Origin of the sequence: Streptomyces sp. NPDC101181, assembly GCF_044767975.1 — a bacterium.
Lineage (GTDB): Bacteria > Actinomycetota > Actinomycetes > Streptomycetales > Streptomycetaceae > Streptomyces.
Map to the genome: position 1 here is coordinate 701,847 of NZ_JBIWOX010000001.1, position 21,959 is coordinate 723,805.

The 21,959-nt window shown below is 73.0% G+C and carries 19 protein-coding genes; 8 read left to right on the forward strand and 11 right to left on the reverse strand.

The genetic code is table 11. The annotated features are described in order from the left end of the window. The first annotated feature begins 112 nt into the window (after positions 1-112). Both ACIRRU_RS02980 and ACIRRU_RS02985 read left to right on the forward strand, forming a co-directional pair. The gene (locus ACIRRU_RS02980; RefSeq protein ID WP_363201136.1) at positions 113-970 is read left to right on the forward strand and encodes a helix-turn-helix transcriptional regulator; all 858 of its coding nucleotides are present in this window, start codon (positions 113-115) and stop codon (positions 968-970) included. 401 nt (positions 971-1,371) lie between these two features. After that, the gene (locus ACIRRU_RS02985; protein ID WP_363201135.1) at positions 1,372-1,578 is read left to right on the forward strand and encodes a DUF397 domain-containing protein; all 207 of its coding nucleotides are present in this window, start codon (positions 1,372-1,374) and stop codon (positions 1,576-1,578) included. A 234-nt stretch (positions 1,579-1,812) separates the two neighbouring features. On the opposite strand, the gene ACIRRU_RS02990 is transcribed toward ACIRRU_RS02985, so the two are convergent. Beyond that, positions 1,813-2,694, reverse strand: coding sequence for a hypothetical protein (locus ACIRRU_RS02990; RefSeq protein ID WP_403675627.1), 882 nt, complete (start codon positions 2,692-2,694; stop codon positions 1,813-1,815). Positions 2,695-2,831: 137 nt separating this feature from the next. On the opposite strand from ACIRRU_RS02990, the gene ACIRRU_RS02995 reads away from it, so the two are divergent. Continuing rightward, complete coding sequence (locus ACIRRU_RS02995) at positions 2,832-3,614, forward strand: SDR family oxidoreductase (RefSeq protein WP_403675342.1); 783 nt, start codon at positions 2,832-2,834, stop codon at positions 3,612-3,614. Here the strand turns inward: ACIRRU_RS02995 and ACIRRU_RS03000 are convergent. After that, entirely contained in the window at positions 3,589-4,752 is a 1,164-nt protein-coding gene (locus tag ACIRRU_RS03000) for an ADP-ribosylglycohydrolase family protein (RefSeq protein WP_403675344.1), read from the reverse strand. The two genes, ACIRRU_RS02995 and ACIRRU_RS03000, sit on opposite strands and share 26 nt — an antisense overlap. Positions 4,753-4,919: 167 nt before the next feature. Continuing rightward, a complete protein-coding gene (locus ACIRRU_RS03005) occupies positions 4,920-5,678 on the reverse strand; it encodes an SDR family NAD(P)-dependent oxidoreductase (RefSeq protein WP_403675347.1) in 759 nt (252 codons plus the stop codon). Positions 5,679-5,824: 146 nt separating this feature from the next. On the opposite strand from ACIRRU_RS03005, the gene ACIRRU_RS03010 reads away from it, so the two are divergent. Beyond that, on the forward strand, positions 5,825-6,460 hold the full coding sequence (locus ACIRRU_RS03010; protein WP_403675350.1) for a TetR/AcrR family transcriptional regulator: 636 nt from the start codon (positions 5,825-5,827) through the stop codon (positions 6,458-6,460). A 201-nt stretch (positions 6,461-6,661) separates the two neighbouring features. Here ACIRRU_RS03010 and ACIRRU_RS03015 read toward each other — a convergent pair whose 3' ends face one another. The 4 genes from ACIRRU_RS03015 to ACIRRU_RS03030 all read right to left on the reverse strand — a co-directional run bounded on the left by ACIRRU_RS03015 (position 6,662) and on the right by ACIRRU_RS03030 (position 10,809). Beyond that, positions 6,662-9,058: a tetratricopeptide repeat protein gene (locus ACIRRU_RS03015; RefSeq protein WP_403675353.1), complete on the reverse strand. Its 2,397-nt coding sequence runs from the start codon at positions 9,056-9,058 to the stop codon at positions 6,662-6,664. A 53-nt stretch (positions 9,059-9,111) separates the two neighbouring features. Next, entirely contained in the window at positions 9,112-9,360 is a 249-nt protein-coding gene (locus tag ACIRRU_RS03020; protein WP_403675356.1) for a helix-turn-helix domain-containing protein, read from the reverse strand. After that, complete coding sequence (locus tag ACIRRU_RS03025) at positions 9,360-9,857, reverse strand: DUF2975 domain-containing protein (protein ID WP_403675359.1); 498 nt, start codon at positions 9,855-9,857, stop codon at positions 9,360-9,362. The genes ACIRRU_RS03020 and ACIRRU_RS03025 overlap by 1 nt, the downstream gene beginning before the upstream one ends. 70 nt (positions 9,858-9,927) lie before the next feature. After that, entirely contained in the window at positions 9,928-10,809 is an 882-nt protein-coding gene (locus ACIRRU_RS03030) for an NPP1 family protein (protein ID WP_403675361.1), read from the reverse strand. A 164-nt stretch (positions 10,810-10,973) separates the two neighbouring features. Between ACIRRU_RS03030 and ACIRRU_RS03035 the strand changes: the two genes are divergently transcribed. Next, positions 10,974-11,138: a hypothetical protein gene (locus ACIRRU_RS03035; protein WP_403675363.1), complete on the forward strand. Its 165-nt coding sequence runs from the start codon at positions 10,974-10,976 to the stop codon at positions 11,136-11,138. Positions 11,139-11,196: 58 nt separating this feature from the next. On the opposite strand, the gene ACIRRU_RS03040 is transcribed toward ACIRRU_RS03035, so the two are convergent. After that, positions 11,197-13,797 carry a bifunctional FO biosynthesis protein CofGH gene (locus ACIRRU_RS03040; RefSeq protein WP_403675366.1) on the reverse strand — a complete coding sequence of 867 codons (2,601 nt, stop codon included), beginning with the start codon at positions 13,795-13,797 and terminating at the stop codon, positions 11,197-11,199. A 128-nt stretch (positions 13,798-13,925) separates the two neighbouring features. Here ACIRRU_RS03040 and ACIRRU_RS03045 point away from each other — a divergent pair, with 128 nt between their 5' ends. Next, complete coding sequence (locus tag ACIRRU_RS03045) at positions 13,926-14,708, forward strand: HAD family hydrolase (protein WP_403675629.1); 783 nt, start codon at positions 13,926-13,928, stop codon at positions 14,706-14,708. A 6-nt stretch (positions 14,709-14,714) separates the two neighbouring features. Here the strand turns inward: ACIRRU_RS03045 and ACIRRU_RS03050 are convergent, their stop codons facing one another. Further along, a complete protein-coding gene (locus tag ACIRRU_RS03050) occupies positions 14,715-16,199 on the reverse strand; it encodes a peptidoglycan D,D-transpeptidase FtsI family protein (protein WP_403675368.1) in 1,485 nt (494 codons plus the stop codon). Positions 16,200-16,405: 206 nt separating this feature from the next. After that, complete coding sequence (locus ACIRRU_RS03055) at positions 16,406-17,251, reverse strand: LLM class F420-dependent oxidoreductase (RefSeq protein WP_403675370.1); 846 nt, start codon at positions 17,249-17,251, stop codon at positions 16,406-16,408. Positions 17,252-17,404: 153 nt separating this feature from the next. On the opposite strand from ACIRRU_RS03055, the gene ACIRRU_RS03060 reads away from it, so the two are divergent. Then, on the forward strand, positions 17,405-17,860 hold the full coding sequence (locus ACIRRU_RS03060; protein ID WP_403675373.1) for a sel1 repeat family protein: 456 nt from the start codon (positions 17,405-17,407) through the stop codon (positions 17,858-17,860). Positions 17,861-18,022: 162 nt separating this feature from the next. Here the strand turns inward: ACIRRU_RS03060 and ACIRRU_RS03065 are convergent, their stop codons facing one another. Further along, positions 18,023-20,971, reverse strand: coding sequence for a GNAT family N-acetyltransferase (locus ACIRRU_RS03065; protein WP_403675376.1), 2,949 nt, complete (start codon positions 20,969-20,971; stop codon positions 18,023-18,025). Between the two features lie 127 nt (positions 20,972-21,098). Between ACIRRU_RS03065 and ACIRRU_RS03070 the strand changes: the two genes are divergently transcribed. Continuing rightward, positions 21,099-21,827 (forward strand): siderophore-interacting protein, encoded by a 729-nt coding sequence (locus tag ACIRRU_RS03070; RefSeq protein WP_403675632.1) that lies wholly within the window; start codon positions 21,099-21,101, stop codon positions 21,825-21,827. The last annotated feature ends 132 nt before the right edge of the window (positions 21,828-21,959 follow it).

The following is a 21,959-nucleotide window of genomic DNA, read 5'->3' on the forward strand; positions in this document are numbered from 1 at the left end:
CGCACGCCCCCCGCGGAACCCGTGTTGCCGTTTCCCAGCGCGGCCGGGGCACGGGGTGGCAATCTGCTGAGCAGTAGATACGCACAGCTACATAGCCGGAGGTGCCGTTTCCGTGCCGTCCAACGTCAATCCCACAGTCAGGCGACGCAGGTTGGGCCAGGAATTGCGCCGCCTGCGCGAACTCAAAGGCATGACGGCCGAAGAAGTGGCGGAGCGGCTGCTGGTCTCGCAGTCGAAGATCAGCCGCCTGGAGAACGGTCGCCGCTCCATCAGCCAGCGCGATGTGCGCGATCTCTGCGGGGTCTACGAGGTCGAGGACCACCGCATCGTGGAATCGCTCATGCAGATGGCCAAGGACTCGCGCCAGCAGGGCTGGTGGCACGCCTTCGGCGACATTCCGTACAGCGTCTACATCGGACTGGAGACCGACGCGGAGTCGCTGCGCGTCTACGAGCCCCAGATGGTGCCGGGCCTGCTCCAGACCCGCGCGTACGCCGAGGCCCTGATCAGCGGCGCGTTGCCCGAGGCCCCGCCGTCGGACATCGAGAAGCGGGTCAACGTGCGGTCCCGGCGCCAGGACCGGGTGAACGCGCCGGAGAACCCGCTGCGGCTGTGGGCCGTGATCGACGAGTCAGCCCTACGCCGCCGGGTCGGTGACAACCAGGTGATGATCGACCAGCTGGAATACCTCGTCGAGCAGTCGCATCTGCCCCATGTGACCGTGCAGGTGCTGCCGTTCGACATGGGAGCGCACCCGGGCATCAACGGGCAGTACGCGATCCTGGAGTTCCCGGACGCGGCGGACTCCAGCGTGGTCTACATCGAGGGCGTCACCAGCGATCTCTACCTGGAGAAGGCGCACGACGTGCAGCGCTACAGCGTGATGTACGAGCACCTGCGGGCACAGGCGCTGAACGTCGAGCAGACGCGGGAGTTCATCAGCAAGATCGCCAAGTCGTACACGAGCTGATCGCGCGATGCGGCCGGCTCGCACGGGGCGACTGTCCGCACGGACGACTTGTCCGCACGGACCGAACTGTCCGCACGGGCGACTGTCCGCACGGCCCGAACTGTCCGCACGGGCCGCTCCATTCGTGCGAGCCGTTTCGTTCGTGCGAGCCGGTCCGTTCGTGCGCGTCGGCCGACCGTGCGAGCTGACTGAATTCCGGGTTCGGCAACCGCCGATAGCCCGCCGAGTGAGCGGCGGCGGTAATATACACCGCCGCCAGCCCACTGCGGAAGCTTTATCCCCGCAAGACCATCCGGTCGAGTGAACAGCTATCTCATGGAACGGGCGTGGCGAGTAGCGTCGATCACGCCAATCGGAATCAGGTTGGTGCGACTCACCCAACTCTCTGAACCGGAGTGAACATGGCAATTCTTCAGGGTGCTACGGACACGTGGACGAAGTCGTCGTATTCCGGGGGCAACGGCGCGTGCGTCGAGGTCAAGTCCCCCATCGCCCGGTCCATCGCCGTCCGTGACTCGAAGGCCCCCGAGGGCCCCTCGCTCACCTTCGTCCCCGGTGCGTGGAACGCGTTCGTGCGCGACGTCGCGCAGGGCCGCTCCGACGCCTGAGCCCGAGAGGCCAGGCACGACCGGCTGTCCGCCGGTCACCCCCGCACCACCTGATGGAGCCCTCTCGACCGGTTCGCCGTCCTGGCCGAGGGGGCTCGGCGCTGGGCAGAGGCACTTCCCGCCCCGCCCCACAGCCGGTACGCCGCCTGCCCGCCTTACAGCAGGAACGCAGCCCGCCCCGCCCCACGGCCGCGACGCCGTCCGCCCCGCCGCGCAATCGGGACGCTGCCCGCCTCACCTCAGCCGGTCGACGTACCGGTCGGTTCCCGGCACCGTCGGGATGAAGGGTGCGACCAGTTCCACCCGCCCGAGCCCCGTCTCCGCGACCGCCGTGTCCAGGCCGGTGAAACGCTCCTCCCAGCAGTCGCGCGGGTCCTCCTGGAGGAACCACAGCAGCGTCAGCCGGGTGCCGACCCCTTCGACCTGCCTCACGTACGTCATCCGGTCCCCCGGCAGCGGGGTCGGCCGGAAGACCGTGACCATGGCCGCGGGCGACCCCCTCAGCCGGCCGGGCAGGTGACGCGCGCGCAGCCACTCCAGCAACCGCCTCCGGCGTTCGGGTCCTTCGGCGTCGACGACCTGGAGGACCAGACCGGCGTACGGGTGGTCCAGCGCGTGGAAGTCCCTCGGGCCCGCCGCGCCGTCGCGGTAGACGGTGGCTTCATGGTCCTGGAAGGCCGTGAAGACGTGGGTCCGGTCCTGGTAGACCCGGCCGTCCCGGTTGAGCCGCTTGTTGATGGCGACGGTCCACTTCATGTGCTCGTCGTAGCGCCCCTCGGTCACCCAGTACGTCGACAGGTAGCAGCCCGCGCCGACGGGCTCGGCCACCGCCGACTTCTGCGGATAGCGCAGGTCCCGGAGGTCCTTGGTGGCCACCCAGCGGCGGCCCGCGAACATCCAGGGCATCGCCGTCGCGCCCGCGTAGTAGTGGTCGTCCTCGTACCAGCGGTTGTAGGCGTACTCGTGGCCCGGGTGCGGTTCGACCAGGGTGATCAGCGCGTGCCCCGGGCGCACCCCGTACGGCCCGGTCGCGGCCAGCTCGGCGTACGTCTCGCTCCGCACCCCGCCCCCGCGCTGCGACCCGCCCTGCGTCCGCGACCCGCCCTCGCTCCGCACCCCGCCCTTTCTCCCCACCCCGTCCTCGCCTCGCGTCCCGTCCTCGCCCACCGGGCACCCCCTCCCCTTCCGTCAGGACCTGCCGCCCTCTACTCTGACGCTCCGTCAGATGAACTTCCAGGGGCCAGGAGGCACCGATGCTGCTCGCGGGGAAGACCGTCGTCGTCTCGGGTGTCGGGCCGGGGCTCGGGCACCGGGTCGCGGAGACCGTCGTGCGGGACGGCGGGCGCGCGGTGCTCGGGGCGCGTACGGAGGCGAATCTGGCCGCCTCGGCGGCGGAGATCGACCCGGCGGGCGACCGTACGGCGTTCCTGGCCACCGACATCACGGACGAGCGCCGGTGCGAGGCGTTGGCGGCGCTGGCGGTCGAGCGGTTCGGCGGGATCGACGCGGTGGTCCATGTCGCCGCCTGGGACAGCTACTTCGGCGGTCTCCAGGACGCGGACTTCGCCACCTGGCAGTCCGTCATCGACGTGAACCTGCTGGGGACTCTGCGGATGACCCGCGCCTGTCTGCCCGCCCTCAAGGAGCGGGGCGGCTCGGTGGTGGTGATCGGTACGCAGTCGGCGGTGTCCGCGCCCTCCCAGGTGCGGCAGGCGGCGTACGCGGCGTCCAAGGGGGCGCTCACCTCGGCGATGTACTCGCTGGCGCGGGAGCTGGGCCCGGACCGTATCCGGGTCAACACGGTTCTGCCGGGCTGGATGTGGGGCCCGCCCGTGCAGGCGTACGTCCGGTTCACCGCGGAGACGGAGGGCGTGCCGGAGGCGGACGTACTGGCCCGGCTCACCGAGCGGATGGCACTGCCGGAGCTGGCCACGGACGGGGACGTGGCGGAGGCCGTCGCCTTCCTGGCCTCCGACCGGGCGCGGGCGATCACGGGTCAGTCCCTGCTGGTCAACGCGGGCGAACTGATGCGGTGACGGCCGGGCCGCCGGGCGTCCCGAGGCCGCGCGGGTAGCGGGCCAGCCAGCCCGGGGCGGCGGCGGTCGGGCTGTGCAGGGCGGGGCCCTGGGTCATCTCCATCGCGAAGTCGTCGGCCAGTTCGAGGAGAGTGGCCCGCCCCTCCAGCTCCGCGAGCCAGGCGGGCGGCAGCGCGGTCTCGCCGTGCAGCGCGCCGAGCAGCGCCCCGCAGGCGGAGGCGGTGGCGCGGGAGGGCCCGCTGTGGTTGACCGCGAGCCGCAGCCCGTGCCGGAAGTCCTCGCTGACCAGGGCGGAGTACACGGCGACGGCGAGCACCTCCTCGGCGGCGTCGCTCGCGCCCAGCGACTCGATCAGCGCGGGGCCCGGGATGCCCTGCCGGACGGAGCCGAGCGCCCTCTGGAGCGCCCGGGTGACCGGTTCGTGGCCGGGGCGTCCGGCGAGCAGCGCCAGCGCGTTCTGCACCGAGCCGTCGAGGGTCTCCCCGCGGGCCAGCCCGTGCACCAGCACGGCGAAGGCCCCGGCCGCCAGTTGGGCGGCGGGGTGGCCGTGGGACTGGGCGGCGCACTCGACGGCCAGTTGGAGCACGAGCCCCGGCTCCCAGCCCACGAGCAGCCCGAAGGGCGCGGACCGGGTGAGCGCCCCCGCGTCCCGGGCGGTGGGGTTCTTGGGCCGGTCGAGGGTCCCCATGGCGGTGTCCCCGAAGCCGGTCAGGCACTCCCGGGCGGGGTCACGGCGGGCGTAGAGCCACTCCTCGGCGGCCAGCCAGCCGTTGTCCTCGCGGCGTTCGTCGGGCCCCCAGTCGTACTGGGTGGCGGCCCAGCGCAGATGGGCCCGGTGGACGTCGGTGGGCGGGTGCCAGGCGCCGGTGTCGCGGCGGACCTGGGCGCGGATCAGCCCGTCGACGGTGAACAGGGTGAGCTGGGTGAGCGCGGTGACGGCTCCGCGTCTGCCGTGCGCGACGGCGTAGTCGGTGACCCCTTCGATGCCGTGGGCCGCCCGGATCTCCTCCAGCCCGAGCCCGTCGGCCCCGGCTCCGAGCGCGTCGCCGACGGCGCCGCCGAGCAGGGCCCCGCGGACCCGGCTGCGGAAGTCCTGCTGCTCGGCCCGGCCCCAGACAGCCGTGGTCCCTGTGCTCACCCCGCGCCCTCCCGACACCGCTCGCTGGACTGGCCTGCGCGGGCCTCTGCGGGCTACCGCGCAAGCACTGTAATCGAACGGGAACGGGCGGTAGAGGGGGCGACCGGGGTACGTACGGGTATGTCGACGGACGTCCCGCAGGTCGCATTTCGACCTGCGCCGGGGCATCACAGGAAGGCGCCCCCGGAGACCTCGACGCGCTGGCCGGTGACCCAGCGCAGCCCTTCGGAGGCGAGTGTGGCGACGGCTTCGCCGATCTCCTCCGGTTCGCCGACGCGGCCGAGCGCGGTCTGTCCGGCCAGGATCTGGCGCATTCCGGCGTCGTCCCGCATCGCTCCGCCGTTGAAGTCGGTGGCGGTGGGCCCCGGGGCGACGGAGTTGACCCGGATGCCGCGCGGTCCCAGTTCCGCGGCGAGGGTGCGGCCCAGCACCTCAAGGGCGGCCTTCGAGGCGGAGTAGACCGAGGTGGCGGGGCTGGTGTGCCGGGTCAGCGACGTGGACACGTTGATGATCTGGCCGCCCTGGGCCAGGAGCGGTACGAGTGCCTGGATGAGGAAGAACGTGCCGCGGACGTTGGTGTCCATCACCAGGTCGAAGTCGTCGGCGGTGACCGTATCCAGCGGCCCGAAGACACCCACACCCGCGTTGTTGACCAGGATGTCGAGCCGCGAGGCGCCCCAGCGTTCCAGCAGGGCGCCCAGCTCGGTGGCGAAGGCCGCGAAGGAGGACACGTCACCGATGTCGAGCCGGAGCACGGTGGCGGTCCCGCCGGCGGCCCGCACCTGTTCGGCCGTCTCCTCGGCCCCGGCCGCGTCGCCGCGGTGGGTGAGGACGACCCGCACCCCGCGGGCGGCCAGGGCGAGGGCCGTGCTGCGCCCGAGGCCGCGGTTCGCACCGGTCACCAGAGCGATCTTGTCGATGGTCATGAACGTTCTCCGCCCTGCGGCGGCCGGGGCGCGCCCGGTGCCGCGGTCGAGATGCGAGTCAACCGACTCGCCTTACGGGCGCACTGTAGGCAGATCCCGAGAGGCGAGTCAAGTGACTCGCCTCGGAGCTGCGGCATACTCGCCGCATGGCAGCAGAACTCACCGCGCACCACCGCAGGCTCGCGCAGCAGAAGCGCGAGGCGATCACCTCAGCGGCCACCGACCTGTTCCTGGACCGCGGCTACGACGGCACCTCCCTCGCGCGGATCGCCGAGGCCGCCGAGGTCTCGAAGTCCACCCTGTTCAAGCAGTTCCCCACCAAGGCGGCCCTCTTCGAGGCCATCGTCACCGAGTCCTGGCAGCGCGACGCGGGAGACACCGCCGCGCGGCCACCGGCGGGAGACCTGCGCGCGGGCCTGACGGCCATCGGCCACCGTTACGCCGAGCTCATCGGCCAGCCCCGCATGGCGGGCCTGTTCCGGATCGTCATCGCCGAACTGCCGCGCTTCCCCGAGCTGGGGCGGATGCAGTTCCAGCTCGGCAAGATGCCCTACTTCGCCTCCGTGCAGCGCTACCTGGAGTCCGAGCGCGAGGCGGGCAACGCGGACGTGCCCGACGCGGAGAGCGCCGCGAACCAGTTCCTCGGCATGATCGCCAACTACGTCCTGTGGCCCCGCATGCTGCTGACCGGCTGGGACCCGGCGGCCGCCGACGTCCGCAACGCCGTCGAAGAGGCCGTCCACACGATGCTCGCCCGGCACGCCCCGCACTCGCCAGCGTGACCCGGGGTGACTTGTGGTGACCTAGGGCGACCAGGGCGTGACCCGGGGTGACCCGGGCAGGGGCCCCTGACTCGTCGGCCCGAGCGGAGGCGGGTACCAGAGCGGCACGCCGATACGCCGATCCGCCGGCACCGGCACGATTCCCGGATCAGACCCCGCCGTCACGGGTGCACGAACCGGACCGGCCACGCGGCCGCCCCGTCACACCGGCCCCAGCCGCTCCCGGTGGGCGCGGGCCCATCCGTAGGACGGGTCCAGCTCCAGCGCCCGGTCCAGGTCGGCGCGGGCCTCCGGGATGCGGCCGAGGGCCTCCAGGGCGGCGGCCCTGCTGCCGTGCGCCCAGGCGTAGCCGGGGTCCAGGGCGAGGGCCCGGTCGTAGCAGGCGACGGCCTCCTCGTACCGGCCCGTCGCCCGGTACACCTCGCCCCGCTCCCCCTCAGTCCCGGCCCGGCCGGGGTCGAGCTCCTCGGCCCGGTCCAGGTCGGCGAGGGCGCCCACCGGATCGCCCAGGACCGTGCGGACCCGGGCGCGCCGGACCAGCGCCCAGGCGTACTCCGGCCACAGGGCGATCGCCCGGTCGAAGTCGTCCAGCGCCTCCTCGTGCCGGCCCAGCACATGGCGGACCAGACCCCGGCTGCCCAGCGGCACCGCGTCGGCCGGGTCCAGGGTGTGCGCCCGGTCCAGGACGGTCAGGGCCTCCTCCAGGCGGCCCATCCGCCGGTACGTCTCGCCCCGCTCCCGCACCGCCCAGGCCCACGCGGGCGCGATCTCCTCGGCCCGGTCCAGGTCGGCGAGGGCTTCCTCGTAGCGGCCCAGCGACCGCAGGATCACCGCCCGGCCCTGGTGGGCGCGTTCGCTGCGCGGGTCCACGGCGACGGCCCGCCCGTGGTCGGAGAGCGCGGCGTCCAGCTCCCCGGCCCGGAACCGGTCCCAGGCCCGCGCCACGAGGGCGGCCGCCCGGTCGGTGTCGGTCAGCTCGGCCCGGGTCAGCAGGAGCCCGAGGGCGGCGGTGGGGCGGGGGCCGTGGTCGGTGATGGCGGCGAGCAGGTCCCGGCCCCACTCCCGCAGTACGGCGTCGTCGGCGTCCTCGCCCGCGTCCACCAGGGTCCGCGCCCAGTGCCGGGCGCGGGACGGCCGCTGGGCGCAGAGCTCGATCCCGGCGCGCAGGGCCTCGGGCAGCGCGGTGCGGGGGCGGGCGCACAACCGGTGGTAGAGCACGTCCAGGGCGGCCCGGCGCCAGGGCTGCTCGGCCCAGAGCCGCTCCGGGTCGACGCCCTCGGCCGCCGCGTCCCGGCGGGCGGCGAAGGCCTCGGCCAGCCGGTCGTGGGCCGCCTGCCACCGCCGGGGCGATCCCGTGCGCTGGAGGCGGAGCATCGGGGCCCGCACGACGGCGTGGTACCGGGAGCGCCCGCTGTACGGCTCGGCGACGAAGGGCAGTTCGTGCAGCCAGTCGTAGAGCCCGGGGACGGCGTGGGACGCGTCCGGTACGGCAGCGGCGACCAGGTCCTCGTCGAACCGGCGGGGCAGCGCGCAGGCGAGGGCCGCCGCCCGGCGGACCGGGTCGCTCTCCCCGGCCAGGAAGCGTTCGACGGCGGTGGCGTTCGCCTCCCCGGCCGCCCCGGGGTTGGCGGCGAGCGTCGACACCAGGACCGGCAGCCCGCCGGAGAGCCGCAGCACCTCCCGTACGACGGGTTCCGCCACCACCCCGCGTCCGTACAGGAGCTGGCGCGACTCCTCCTCCGTGAACGGCCCGAGCGGCACGTCGGCGACCAGGCGGCCCCGGTCGCCCCAGTGCACCGGGTCGAGGCGGCGCTGGCCGGCCAGGGTCAGGACGAGGTTGGCGGGCAGTTCGCCGTACCGCCCCGGGGTCAGCAGGTCCGCCAGCCACCGGTCCAGCTGGGGCGCGGTGCGTTCGTAGGTGTCCAGGAACAGGGCGACCCAGGGCACGGCGTCCGCGACCCGGTCGAGTTCGGCGACGAACACCGGGGTGAGGACCCCAACCGGTTCCGCCAGCAGCCGGGCCTCCTCCATCTGCCGGGCCCGCCCGCCGAACACCGCCCGCAGCCCGCCCGCGCCCCGCGCCACGACCGCGGGGTCGATGCCCCCGGCCAGTGCCCCGACGACCGGTATCGCCCCGGCCGCCATCAGTCCGGCCTGCGCGGCGGCGAGCGCCCCGGCCGAAGGCCCGGCACCCGGGCCCTCGTTGTCCGCCGCGAGCCGGCCCGCCGCCTCGTGGAGCGCGCGGCGATGGGTGGCCAGCAGCCGGTCGAGGGCCTTGAGCGGGTACCCCTGCTCGGCGAACTGCGCGGCGACGGCGGCGAGTACGTCGGGCACCGAGTCGGCGCTCTCGTCGGCCGACGCGGTCAGCGCCCCCAACTCCCCGGCCACTTGGCGCCATTCCCGTACGAGCGAGGTCTTGCCGACGCCCGCGTTGCCCCGCACGTGGAAGACGAACCGGTGCCGGGGATCTTCGGGCGGGATGCTGAAGTTGCCGCGGAACAGGTCGATTTCGGCCTCGCGTCCGACGAAGGCGGCTCGGCGTTGCCCTTCGACGATCTGCTGGAGGGAGAGGCGGCGGGGAGCGGGCGACGACGGCATGGCGCCAGTCTGTCAGCGCGAGCCCGTCAAGAGCGGCCGGACGGGTGCGGCTCTCACGCCTCGGCCCCGCCGCCCCTCCCGGCCCCGCCGTCGGGCTCGTCGGGCACGTACCGCAGGACGTCGCCCGGCTGGCACTCCAGTACGCGGCAGATCGCCTCCAGCGTCGCGAACCGCACCGCCTTCGCCCGGCCGTTCTTGAGCACGGCGATATTGGCGGGGGTGATGCCGACGGCGGCGGCGAACTCCCCCACCGAGATGTTCCGTTCGGCCAGGAGAACGTCGATCTCGACCACGATCGGCATCAGATGACCTCGGCGAGCTCTGACCGCATGTCCATCGCCTTGCCGAGCAGCGTGCGCATGATGACCATGAGCATGGAGAACGCCGCACCCACCGCCACGCACGCCAGGGCCGCGAGCAGCGCGCCCTCGGCGTTCATGCCGTCGTCCGGCGACGGGATGGTGTCGAAGGTCAGGTGGACCGAGGCGCCGAGGGCGATGCCGGTCGCGACCACGGCCGCGCCGATGACGGTGTCGACCCAGCGGAAGGCGGAACGCGTGAAGATGGCGTCCCGCTCGACCATCGCGAGCAGCGTCCAGACCGCCCCGAGGGCGACCTGCACGCAGGCGACGCCGAGGATCGACGCGACGACGTACGGCAGGGCGTAGGGCTCGTACGCAGGGAAGAGGTCCACTTCGTCGGCCGCGGTCGTCGGGATGACTACAGCTTGGGCGAAGAGGCCGAAGAGGACCGCGGCCGCGATGCCGATACGGAGGAGCGCCACCAGGAGACTGTGCATCTATCGAGTTTCGATCGATAGCTATCGAAAGTCAATAGACGCACGGTTCACTCGGCGGCGGTCCCCGGGCTCACGCCCGGGGGTCGAAGGGGATGCCCGCCGGCTTGGAGTTGGCGAGCAGGTTGCGGAACCGGTCGTCCTTGTCGGTGACCTTGATGGTCGCGGCTCCGAAGTCGGCGTTCATGAGCTTGTCGCGCAACTCCGCGCTGGGGAAGCCGTCCCAGCCCACGATCGGGGGGTAGCGCCAGGTGCCGTAGTGGTTCTCCGGCGGCTCGTCGTTGCCGTTGGCCAGGCGGAAGAAGTGCGTGCTCGGGCCGTCCTTGTGGTAGACGACCTTGGGGTGCGAGCCGTCGAACCGCACCTGTGAGCGCGGGTAGGTCTTGACGGTGCTGTGCTGGGTGGTGGAGACGTGATCCACCTGGTTCGACGCCTGGTTGACCCAGGAGATGACGTGCTCGAAGTCGTGACGGTGCCCGCCGAGCCCGCTGCCGTGGACGGCCTGGTCCTTCTCGAAGTAGCTGGCGTAGACGATGGCGCACCACCCGTTGTTGCACATGGAGCGGGCGTACGTCTGGGAGTTGTCCAGGTCCCACTGGTCCCGGCAGCTGCCGTTGATCGCACCTGTCGTCTTCAGCCCCTGCGCGAGGGTGCCGTCCGGCCCGATGGCGGGGGTGGCGTAGCAGCCGTCCCCGTCGTAGTCGAAGGCGGGCGAGAAGGACTGCTCGTAACCCCCGGCGTTCTGCGGCAGGTTCCGCGGCGGGTCCGCGTGGGCGGCGGAGGCGGTGCCGAGCACCAGGAGTGCTGCCGCGGCCAGGGCGGCGGCGGTGCGGGTGGCGTGGCGGTTGCCGCGCTTGCCGCGGTTGCGGACGGGAAGTACGGCGGCGGCCGGAGCCGTCGCGCCGCCGTCCTGGCCGCCTCCACGGATGAACCCCGACTCGGATGGCGTTCCCACGTTTTCCTCACTCCTGACTCACCGGCACGTCACGACAGGGACGACTCCCGCGAGACTTGCCCGGCTCATGACAGAAGAAAACGGCGGGGCCGCCCTCGGCCTCCTCCCGGCGCACGGTCAGCACCCGCCGGGGGGACGGCGCGACCATCGCGGACCACGGGGCGATGGCCGTCCGGGCCTGCACCTACCAGGGGCGGAAGCGGCAGTACGTCCTCGATCTCGACGGGGTCGACCGCCCCCAGAACACCGAGGAACGCCGCCGCGCCCTGGAGGAGTTCCTGCGCTCCCAGCTGCCCGTCGCCATGGCCGCCGAGGGCTGCCGCCCCTGAACCCGCACCGCGGGCGCCCGGTGAGGAGGGCGGCCCCTCCCCCACCGGGCGCCGCGTCTCAGTTCGGCAGCACCGGCAGCAGTTCCGGCAGGTGTCCGTCCGAGGCGGTGGCCGCCGTGACGCGTTCGGCCGGGACCTCGCCGTACAGGGTCGTCCGGGGGCGGGAGGGGCGGCCCGCGAGGTCGGCGATGGCCTTCAGGTCCTGGATGGAGCGGTAGGAGCCGTAACTCGACCCGGCCATCCGGGAGATGGTCTCCTCCATCAAGGTGCCGCCCAGGTCGTTGGCGCCCGAGCGGAGCATCTCCGCCGCACCCTCCGTGCCCAGCTTCACCCAGCTCGTCTGGATGTTGGTGATGTGCGGGTGCAGCAGCAGCCTGGCCATCGCCGTGACCGCCCGGTTGTCGCGGTCGGTCGGGCCGGGACGGGCGATCCCCGCCAGGTAGACCGGGGCGTTGGTGTGGATGAACGGGAGCGTGACGAACTCCGTCAAGCCGCCCGTCTCCTGCTGGAGTTGAGCCAGCGTACGGAAGTGGCCCAGCCAGTGGCGGGGCTGGTCGACGTGCCCGTACATCATCGTCGAGGAGGAGCGCAGCCCCACCTCGTGCGCGGTCCTGATCACCTCCAGCCAGGTGGCCGTGGGCAGTTTGCCCTTGGTGAGGACCCAGCGGACCTCGTCGTCCAGGATCTCCGCCGCCGTACCGGGGATCGAGTCGAGACCGGCCTCCTTGGCGGCGGTCAGCCAGTCGCGGACCGACATGCCCGTGCGGGTCGCGCCGTTGACGACCTCCATAGGGGAGAACGCGTGGACGTGCATCCCGGGCACGCGGTCCTTCACCGCCCGCGCGATGTCGAAGTACGCCGTACCGGGCAGGTCCGGGTGGATGCCGCCCTGCATGCAGACCTCGACCGCGCCCACGTCCCACGCCTGCGCCGCCCGGTCCGCGACCTGGTCCAGGGAGAGGGTGTACGCGTCGGCGTCGGTGCGGCGCTGGGCGAAGGCGCAGAAGCGGCAGCCGGTGTAGCAGACGTTGGTGAAGTTGATGTTCCGGGTCACGATGTACGTGACCTCGTCGCCGACCACGTCCCGCCGCAGCGCGTCCGCGATCCGGCACAGCTCGTCCAGCGCCGGGCCGTCCGCGTGGAGCAGGGCGAGGGCCTGGTCGTCGGTGAGCTTCGTCGGGTCGTCGGCGGCCTGGCTCAGCGCCTGGCGCACATCGGCGTCGAGACGGGACGGGACCATGCCGGGGGCCGCCGCCTCCCGCAGCGCCTCCCAGTCCCCGTACACCTCGTCGAAGTCGTCGCGGCGGTCGCCGGTGCGGCCCTCGGTGTCGATGGTGGTGTGCAGATCGGTGCGGCCGAAGGCGGTGAAGCCCTCGTCGGGCTCCTGCCAGGGCAGTCCGGCCGGGATCGCGTCCTCGCGGGCGAGGCCCGTCTCCGGGTCGGCCAGGGCGCGCACATGCGGCAGCAGGCGGGGGTCGAGCCAGGGTTCGCCGCGCTGGATGAACTCCGGGTAGATGGTCAGGCGTTCACGGAGGGCGAAGCCCGACTCCGCTGTCCGCTCGGCCAGTTCGTCGATGTGCGGCCAAGGGCGTTCGGGGTTCACGTGGTCGGGGGTGAGCGGGGACACCCCGCCCCAGTCGTCGATGCCCGCGCCGATGAGCAGCGCGTACTCGGCGTCCACCAGGTTCGGCGGGGCCTGGATGCGGGCGGACGGGCCGAGGATGTGCCGGGCGACCGCGATGGCGGCGGCCAGCTCCTCCAGCTCCGCGTCGGGCATCCCGCGCATCGCCGTGTCCGGCTTGGCGCGGAAGTTCTGCACGATGACTTCCTGGACGCCGTGGTAGGCGCGGGCCGTCTTGCGCAGCTCGAAGAGGGAGTCGGCGCGCTCCTCGTACGACTCGCCGATCCCGATCAGGATGCCGGTGGTGAACGGCACGTTGGATCGGCCCGCGTCCTCCAGCACCCGCAGCCGCACCGCCGGTTCCTTGTCCGGGGAGCCGTGGTGCGGGCCGCCCGGCTCGGACCACAGGCGGGTCGCCGTCGTCTCCAGCATCATCCCCATGGAGGGCGCGACGGGCTTGAGGCGCTGGAGGTCGGTCCAGGTCATGACGCCCGGGTTGAGGTGGGGCAGCAGGCCCGTCTCCTCCAGGACCCGGATCGCCATGGCGCGTACGTACGCGAGCGTGTCGTCGTACCCCTCCGCCTCCAGCCACTCCCGCGCCTCCGGCCAGCGGTCCTCGGGGCGGTCGCCCAGCGTGAACAGCGCTTCCTTGCAGCCCATCGCCGCACCCTCGCGGGCGATCTTCAGCACCTCGTCGGGGGACAGGAACATGCCGTGCCCGGCGCGGCGCAGCTTGCCGGGGACGGTGACGAAGGTGCAGTAGTGGCACCGGTCACGGCAGAGGCGGGTGAGCGGGATGAAGACCTTGCGCGAGTAGGTGATCACGCCCGGCCGCCCCGCCGCCTCCAGGCCGGCGTCGCGGACGCGGGCGGCGGACGCGGCCAGATCCGTCAGGTCCTCGCCGCGCGCCTGGAGCAGGACGGCGGCCTCGGTCACATCGAGGGCGACTCCGTCGCGGGCCCGTTTGAGCGCGCGCCGCATGGCGTTGGAGGTGGGGCGTCCGCTCGGGGGATCGGCTACGGGATCGGGATCGGTCATGAACCGAGCATACGAGCGAGGCGCGTACGCCGGACCAGGGCCTCAGCCCGAGGACGACAGGAAGACGGAGCGCTCAGGAGTGGCGCTGCCCCGGCCCGGGGCGACACCCGCCTAGGGTCGGGACGGTGATGGAAACGATCGTCCTCGACATCGACGAAACCCTCGTACGCGACGGCCGGCACTGGGCGTCCTGGGCCGACTGGCTCGGCGTACCGGCGCACACCCTCAGCGCCCTGGTGGGCGCGGTCGTCGCCCAGGGCCGCGACGCCACGGACGCGCTGCGCATCCTGCGGCCCGACATGGACGTCGACCAGGCCTACGCCGCCCGCGTCGCCGCCGGACGCGGCGACCACCTCGACGAGTCGGACCTCTACCAGGACGTCCGCCCCGCGCTGGGCGACCTGCGGGCCGCAGGCGTCCGCGTCGTCGTGGCGGGGAACGGCACGGCACGGACCGGGGAGCTGCTGCGGGCGCTGGACCTGCCCGCCGACCTGGTGGTCACCTCGGACGAGTGGGGTGTCCGCAAGCCGGACCCGGAGTTCTTCGCCCGGGTGGCCACGGTGGCGGGCGCGGCCCCGCAGGCGACGCTGTACGTGGGCGACCACCCGGCCGAGGACCTGTTCCCGGCCGCGGCGGCGGGCCTGCGCACGGCCCATCTGCGACGCGGCCCCTACGGGCACTGGTGGGCGGACCACCCGGACGTGGTGGAGACGGCGGACTTCCGTATCGGCGCGCTGACGGAGCTGGCTTCACTGAAGGACCCGGCCGAGGTGGCGGGGCCGGGCCCGGCGGGGGCGTCAGCTCCGGGGGCGGCGGGCCGGGAGACGGCGACGGACGCGCCGGGTCGGGACGTGTCGGCGGGCGGGGAGCCGAAGGGGGTGCGGCGCGGGGTGCTGAGATCGATCCGGTAGAGCCCCTCAGTCCCCCAGCACCGCCTGCATCACGCTCTTCGCGATCGGCGCGCCCAGGCGGCCACCGGAGATGTCGGAGCGGGAGATGTCCATGTCCGTCGGGTCGATGAAGACGGCGACCGCGACCGAGCGGCCGTCGTCCTTCTTGCCGTAGCTGACGAACCAGCCGTACGGGACCTCGTCGCGGACGTTCACGCCACGCTGGGCGGTGCCCGTCTTGCCGCCGACCGTGACCCCGTCGATGAGGGCGCGCTGGGCGCTGCCCTCCTTCGCGGTGTGCTCCATCATCTCCTGGACCTTCTTCGCCGTCTCGGCCGAGACGGCCTGGCTCATCTCCCGCGGGTCGTTCTTCTCCAGGGTGGACAGATCGGGGCCGCGCAGTTCGTCGACGAGGTAGGGCTGCATCAGCTTGCCGTCGTTGGCGAGGGCGGCGGTCACCATCGCCATCTGCATCGGGGTGCTGGTGAGGCTGCCCTGCCCCATGCCGGTGAGGGCCGTTCCCGGCTTGTCCAGCTTCTGCGGGTAGAGGCTCCTGGTGGCGAGCAGGTCGCCGAAGTCCTCGGAGTACACGTCCTCGTTGAAGCCGAACTTCTCCGCCGTCTCCCGCATCCGGTCCTCGCCCAGCTCGGCCGCCGCGTCGAGGAAGACGTTGTTGCAGGAGAACTGCATGGCGGTCTTCATCGACGCCTTGGAGCAGACCGCGTCCCCCGCCTCGCTGCCGATCCGGTTCGTGGACAGCGGCAGCGGATACGGCGACTCCGCGTCCGTACGGGCGTCCACGTCGGTCACCACACCGTGCTCCAGCGCCGCCGCGGCGGTGAGGATCTTGAAGGTGGAGCCGGGCGGGAAGGTCTCGCGCAGCGGGCGGTTGGCCAGTGGCTTGCTCTTGTCGTCGAGGAGCGACTTGAAGCGGTCGCTCTCCTTGAACGAGATCCCGGCGAAGACCCCGGGGTCGTAGGAGGGCGTGGAGACCAGGGACAGCACCTTGCCGGTGCGCGGGTCCAGGGCGACGACCGCGCCCCGGGCGCCCAGGTCCGTCAGCCCGTCGTAGGCCGCCCTCTGCGCCTTCGCGTCGATGGTCGTGATGACGTCGCCGCCCTGCCGGGGCTGCCCGGTCAGGACGTCCTTGGCGTGCCGGAAGGCGAAGCGGTCGTCCTGGCCGCTGAGGATGGAGTCGTACGTGCGCTCCAGCAGCGAGGTGCCCTGGGCCTGGGAGGCGTACCCGGTGACGGGCGCGTACATCGGCCCCTCCTTCCAGGTGCGCCGGAAGGCGTAGTCCGTGCTCCCGGTCTCCTTCGAGCCGGTGATCGCCTTGCCGCCGACGACGATGTCGCCGCGCGGGGTGGCGAAGCGTTCGAACCGGACCCGGGCGTTCTTCTCGTGCTGGGCCAGCTCCACGCGGTCCACGTGCTGGAGCCAGTTCACCCGCAGCAGCAGGGCCAGTACCAGCAGCCCGCAGAAGATGGCTATGTGCCGCAACGGCCTGTTCATGTCACTCCCCCACACGGAGCGGGCCCGCGTTCGCGGTCCCGGAGATTTTCGCGGTCGCCCGAAAGAAGAGGACGCCCTGCGGCCCTGCCCGGTTGCGCCGGCCCGGTCACCCGGACGCGGCCGCACCGGGGCCCCCGGTGGGCGCGTTGTCCAGGTGGGGGCGCGTTCTCCCGGTGGGCGGGTTCCGCAGGCGGCCGACTCGCGCGCTACAGGTACGCGGCGTAGGCGTCCAGAGCGCGCAGCACCTCCAGCTCCTTCGCCGGGGGCAGCTGGAGGACGACCTCCTCGATGCCCAGATCCGCGTAGTGGGCGAGCTTTCCCGGGCTCGGCAGCACCGCGTGCGGCACCACCTGGAGGGCCTCCGGGTCGCGCCCGGCGGCCTCCCAGACCGCCCGCAACCGGGGCAGGGACTCGGTGAGGCCCCGGCCGCCGATGGGCAGCCAGCCGTCCGCGTACTCCGCGATGTGCGCGAACAGCTTCGGGCCCGCCCCGCCGCCGATCAGGGTGCGCGGCCCGTTGACCGGTCCGCGCGGCCGCCGCACCGGCTTGGGGTGGGCCTCGCTCGCCTGTACGGAGCCGAACTCCCCCTCGTACGCCGTTGGTTCGTCCGCCCACAGGGCTCGCATCAGCGCCATCCGGTCGCGGCCCAGCTCCCGGCGCGTGGACCACTGGACCCCGTGGTCGGCGGCCTCCTCCACGTTCCAGCCGTAGCCGATGCCGAGGGTGAACCGGCCGCCGGACAGATGGTCCAGGGTGGCCACCTGCTTGGCCAGGTCGATCGGGTCGTGCTGGGCGATCAGCGTGATGCTGGTGCCGAGTGCGAGACGTTCGGTGACCGCGGCGGCCTGACCGAGGGCGACGAAGGGGTCCAGTGTGCGACCGTACTCGCGGGGCAGCTCGCCGCCCGCCGGGTACGGGGTGCGCCGGTCCACCGGGATGTGGGTGTGCTCGGGCAGATACAGCCCGGCGAACCCCCGTTGCTCCAGTTCGCGGGCGAGTCTGACCGGTGTCACCGTCTCGTCGGTGAGGAAGATCGTTGTGGAGATCCGCATCGAGAACACCTCCGTCGTCCGTCAGCGCGTCATGCGTGCCACACGTGCTGTGCGTGTCATACGTGCCGTGCGTCCCATACGTGCTGTGCGTGCCGTGCGGCCACGCCTGCGAAGGGCCAAGGTATGCCGTACGACCACGAATGAGGAGACGCGATGGGTCTGGGGTACTTCCTGCTGCCCGCGGGCGGCGCGCTGAGCCTGACCGGAGTGATCACCGGCAACGGCACACTGATCGGCCTGAGCTGGATCATGTGGGTGCTCGGAGTCCTGCTGCTCCTCCGCAACCGCTCCCGCCGCCCGGCCGACCCGCGCGAACTGGCGGCCGCGGCCGCCGCCGGGGACGCGCGGGCGGTACGCAAGCTGCGCACGCTCGCCCTGACCGCGCGGGCGCGGGGCCGCCCCGACACCGCCGAACGGCTGCTGCGGCAGGCGGCACAGGCCGGTGACGTGGAGTCGATGTGGGAGCTGGGCCGCCTGGTCGAGGCGCGGCGCGGCCGCACGGAGGCGGAACCGTGGTTCCGGATGGCCGCCGGACACGGTCACGCCGTCGCCAGGCGGCTCTTCCGGGCGGGCGGCGAACTGAACCGGGACGAGGCGGACCCCCGGTAGCGGCGCACGCCCCTCGGGCTCCCCTCAGCGCCGTCGAGGCGTTCGCCCACGGCCGGCCGAGGTGCCGCCCGGCGCTCGCGGATCCGGGCCGGGCCCGGATCAACAGGACCCGGGGCCCGTCGTCGAACCGCCATCGTCGCCCGGGGGGGCGCGGGACAGCCCTCAGACCGGTCCCAGCGCCACCTCTCGGGTGAGAAACGCCAGGCGGGCCGTCTTCTCCGGCTTGTCGATCTCCGGGCCCAGTTCGAAGCCGGCCCGGACCATCCGGGCGATCGCCCTCTCGTTGCGGGCGTCGGGCTCCACGACGACTCGCAGGCAGTCCGGATCCCTGAAGACATGGGTGAGAAGCGCCGCCATGAGCGCCGTCGTGTAGCCGTGCTCCGGCCCGTCGGCGGGGGCGATCAGCAGATGGACACCGATGTCTCCGGGCCGTACGTCGTAGCACTCTCCCACCGGGTCGGCGTCCGGCTCGTACGTCTGGAAGAGTGCTGCCGGGACACCGTCGCGCAGGGCGAGGTAGGCGTGGTGAGTGGGGAGCGAGTCGACGAATTCGTAGATCTCCCGGACCTGTTCGCGGGTGTGGTCGGCCATGCCCCAGAAGCGGGCCCGCTCCCCGGTGACCCAGCGGTGCAGCAGCCCGCTGTCGGCCGCCGGGTCGACCCGGACCAGGCGGACGGTGCCGAACCCCTCGACCTTGTGCTCGTGCACGGCCGGGCGGAGAGCGGGTACGGAGGGGGCGGGTGGGGCGGTCTCGGCGGGTCCGGTCGCGGTCACGGTCGGCTCCTTCTCGGGCTGGGGGGTGGTACGGGACGGCATGCGGTGGAGCCGGTTCCAGTCGGTGACGACCGGGGCGAGTTCTCCCCGTGCCCACAGCGCCGTCTGGTCGCGGTGATGGGCGGACCCGGGGATGCCCGACGCGCCGAACGGCACGACCCATCGGCTGTCCTCGCGGCGGGCCAGGTCCCAGACGTAGCGGGCTGCCGGGCCCCGGGCGAACAGGTCGGTGAGGCCGGGGACGCTGGAGGTGGACAGCACGCAGTCGTGGTCGCCCGCGAGTCCCGGCCAGGGCGTCGCGTTGGTGTCCGTGTCCGGGAGAGCCTGCCAGGGGGACAGCCGGTGCAGGTCGCCCCAGGCGCCGGGCGGGGTCTCCTCGGCCGCCCCGGCCACCGCGTCGGCCGAGGCTGCGACCACCGCCAGCCGGTCCTCGTAGGGCAGGAATCCCGCGCTCAGCAGGGTCTCCAGCGCGTAGCCGATGCGCGGGACGGCGGCGAGCCAGGGACGGAAGAGGGGTGGATACGCGGGCGAGCGCCACGGGTCGGCGGCCCCGGTGAGGTCCTTCAGGGCGGGATGGGCGGCCAGCCGGTGGACGACGTCGGTGCGCAGCCGCGCGTAGAGGGTCGCGTCGGTGCTGTCGGCGTCCATGTGGCGGTTCCAGCGCAGCAGCCGGTCGCGGAGGCGTGCGCCGGCGGGACCGAGACCGGGAGCGTGGGCCAGCAGGGAGAGCAACGGGCGCGAGGAGGCGAGGCGGGTGTCGGTGTGAACGGTGGCCATGTCCGCGGGCGACCGGCGCGGGACGGCGGCGAGCAGCGCGCGGATCCGGTTCGCGCGGTGCGAGGGCGCGAACTCCACGCCGAGCGGGGCGGCGAGGCCGCGCTCGTTGGCCATGACGGCGATCCCGGCAGCGCTGTCGACCGCGGTACGGGGCAGAGGCACGCTCTCCCCGTCGCGCCAGGCGTACGCGGGGTCCTCGGCCGGGACGACCCGCAGCCGGTTGACGTACGGGCGGACCGGGACGTGTCCGGCGGTCCGGTGCAGGGTCCCTCCGGCCGTGTCGGCGGCCAGGACCACGTTGACCGGTTCGGCCCAGCGGTCGAGGGCGGTGTCGAGATCGGCGACCGTCCGGGCCCGGAGCAGCGCGGGCAGCGCGTCGAACCCCAGATCACCGGTGACGCGGGGCGGACAGCGGAGGCTGATGGCGAGGGCTTCGTGCTGCCTCGCCCCTGGAGCCGGCTCCTCCGGTACGTCCTGGTCGGCACACCGGTCCCCCGTGCCTGCGACGGGACCCCCGTCCCGTGCGCCCTCGTCCTCCGCGTTTCCGATGATCACCGGGCCCCGGTCGGTCTCGATCACCTCGACGGTCTCCGGCGCGCTCCCCGCCACCTCGATGGTCTCGAGGTGGGCGTGGGCCCGGTACCAGCCGTCCGGGCCCAGCGCCTCCACCGCGCCCTCCGGGGTCCGGCGCAACTGCTCCCGGTACAGGTCCTGGTAGTCGGCCATGGCGTTGGTGATGGCCCAGGCGACGCCTCCCGTGTGGCCGAAGTGGGCGATGCCGGGGACGCCCGGGACCGCGAGGCCGACGACGTCGAACTCGGGGCAGGCGAGCCGGATCTGCTGGTAGACGCCCGGGTCCTCGATGAAGCGGTGCGGGTCGCCCGCGATGACGGCGGCGCCGGTGGTGGTGCGGGCGGCGGTGAGGAGCCAGCCGTTGCTGCCCGCGGTGCCGGGGCCGTCGGTGGCGAAGAGGGTCATCCGGTCCTCGCCGAGTCGGCGGGCGACCTCTTCGCGCCAGAGTTTGGTGGGGAACCCCGCGAACAGGATGTGGGTGGAGAGCCAGACACCGAGCGGGGTCCAGGGCTCCCAGCGGCCCGGGGTGAGCGAGGCGGTGGCGAACTCCGGTGCCAGGGACGCTCCTTCGGCGAGCCCCTCGTTTACCCCGGCCACGTACGCGTCCACCCAGGCGGCGGTCTCCGGCGCCAGCCGGGCGTAGCAGCGGCGGGCGGTGTCGGCGAGCCGGGCCCGCCGGACGAACCGGTCGTGGTCGAGGGCCGCCGCGCCGAGGTAGGAGGCGGTGGTGCCGAGCAGCCGGTGGCGCTCGGTCTCCAGCTGCCAGGCCCGGTCCAGAGCGACGGTGTGGCCCTGGGCACGGGCGAGAGCGAGGGCGTCGGGGGCACGGAGGTGGGGTATCCCCCAGTCGTCCCGGAACACCTCGAAGCGTTCGGGGCCCCCGGCATCCTCCGGTCCCGCGCCCCGTGGCCGTTTCCGGTCCCCGTCGGCACGCCCCGGCCCGTTCCGTCCCTCGCCCGGTCTGTCGCCGTCGACGTCAGCGGTCATCGTTCTGCCCATCCCCCTGCTCCGGTGGTTCTCAGCCACTCCCCCGCCAGTCAAATTTAGGTTAGCCTAACCTAAAGTGAAGCTCTGGGCAGAGGGCCGGAGCTACGGAGAGGGCGGGGAGCACACCGTGGGGCATGGCTGGGAAGGCGTCGTTCTCAAACTGTTCCGGGGACGGGACTTCACGTTCACCGTGACCGGCGCCGAGCAGGTCACCGACCGGTTCCGCCGGGTGCACGTGACCGATGGCGGACTGTTGGCGGCGACCGGCGGAGCGCACCCCACGATGTGGGTCCGGCTCTGGTTCGAGAAGGCCGGCAAGCCTCATCAGCGCGCCTACACCCTGGTCGATCCGGACCCCGCGGCGGGGACGTTCAGCCTGGAGTTCGCCCTCCACGAGGGGCCCGCCTGCGACTGGGCACGGACGGCCGAGGCCGGTGACACGATCGACGCGACCCTCCAGGGCACCGGCTTCACCCTGCCCGATCCCGCGCCACGACGGCTCTTCGTGATCGGTGACCCGGCCGCCCTCCCGGCGATCAACTCACTGCTGGACGCGGCCCCGGGGACCGCAGCGACGATCTGGTTCGAGACCTCGGACGAGGACGACCGGAAACTGCCCCTTCGCCTCGACGAGGCCCACCACACCCTGCACCACGTGGAGCGCCGCGAGGCGGGCGCGCACCTGGTCGCCGAGGTACGAGCGGCCCTCCCGGGGCTGTTGGGCGCGGACCCCTCGGACGCGTACGTCTGGGTCGCCTGCGACACCTCGACCACCCGCACCCTGTCGACGTACCTCCGCAAGGAGCTGGGCCTGCCCAAGGACCGCGTGAACGCGCTGGGTTACTGGCGGCCGTGAACCCCGGATCACGCGGAGCGCTCAGCACCTGAACCCAGACAGGCCGTGACGAGTCCCGGGAGGGCCGTGACGGCCGAATCACAGACCCCGGAAGCGCCGGAGGCGCGACGAATCCCACGTTCGATCGACTGG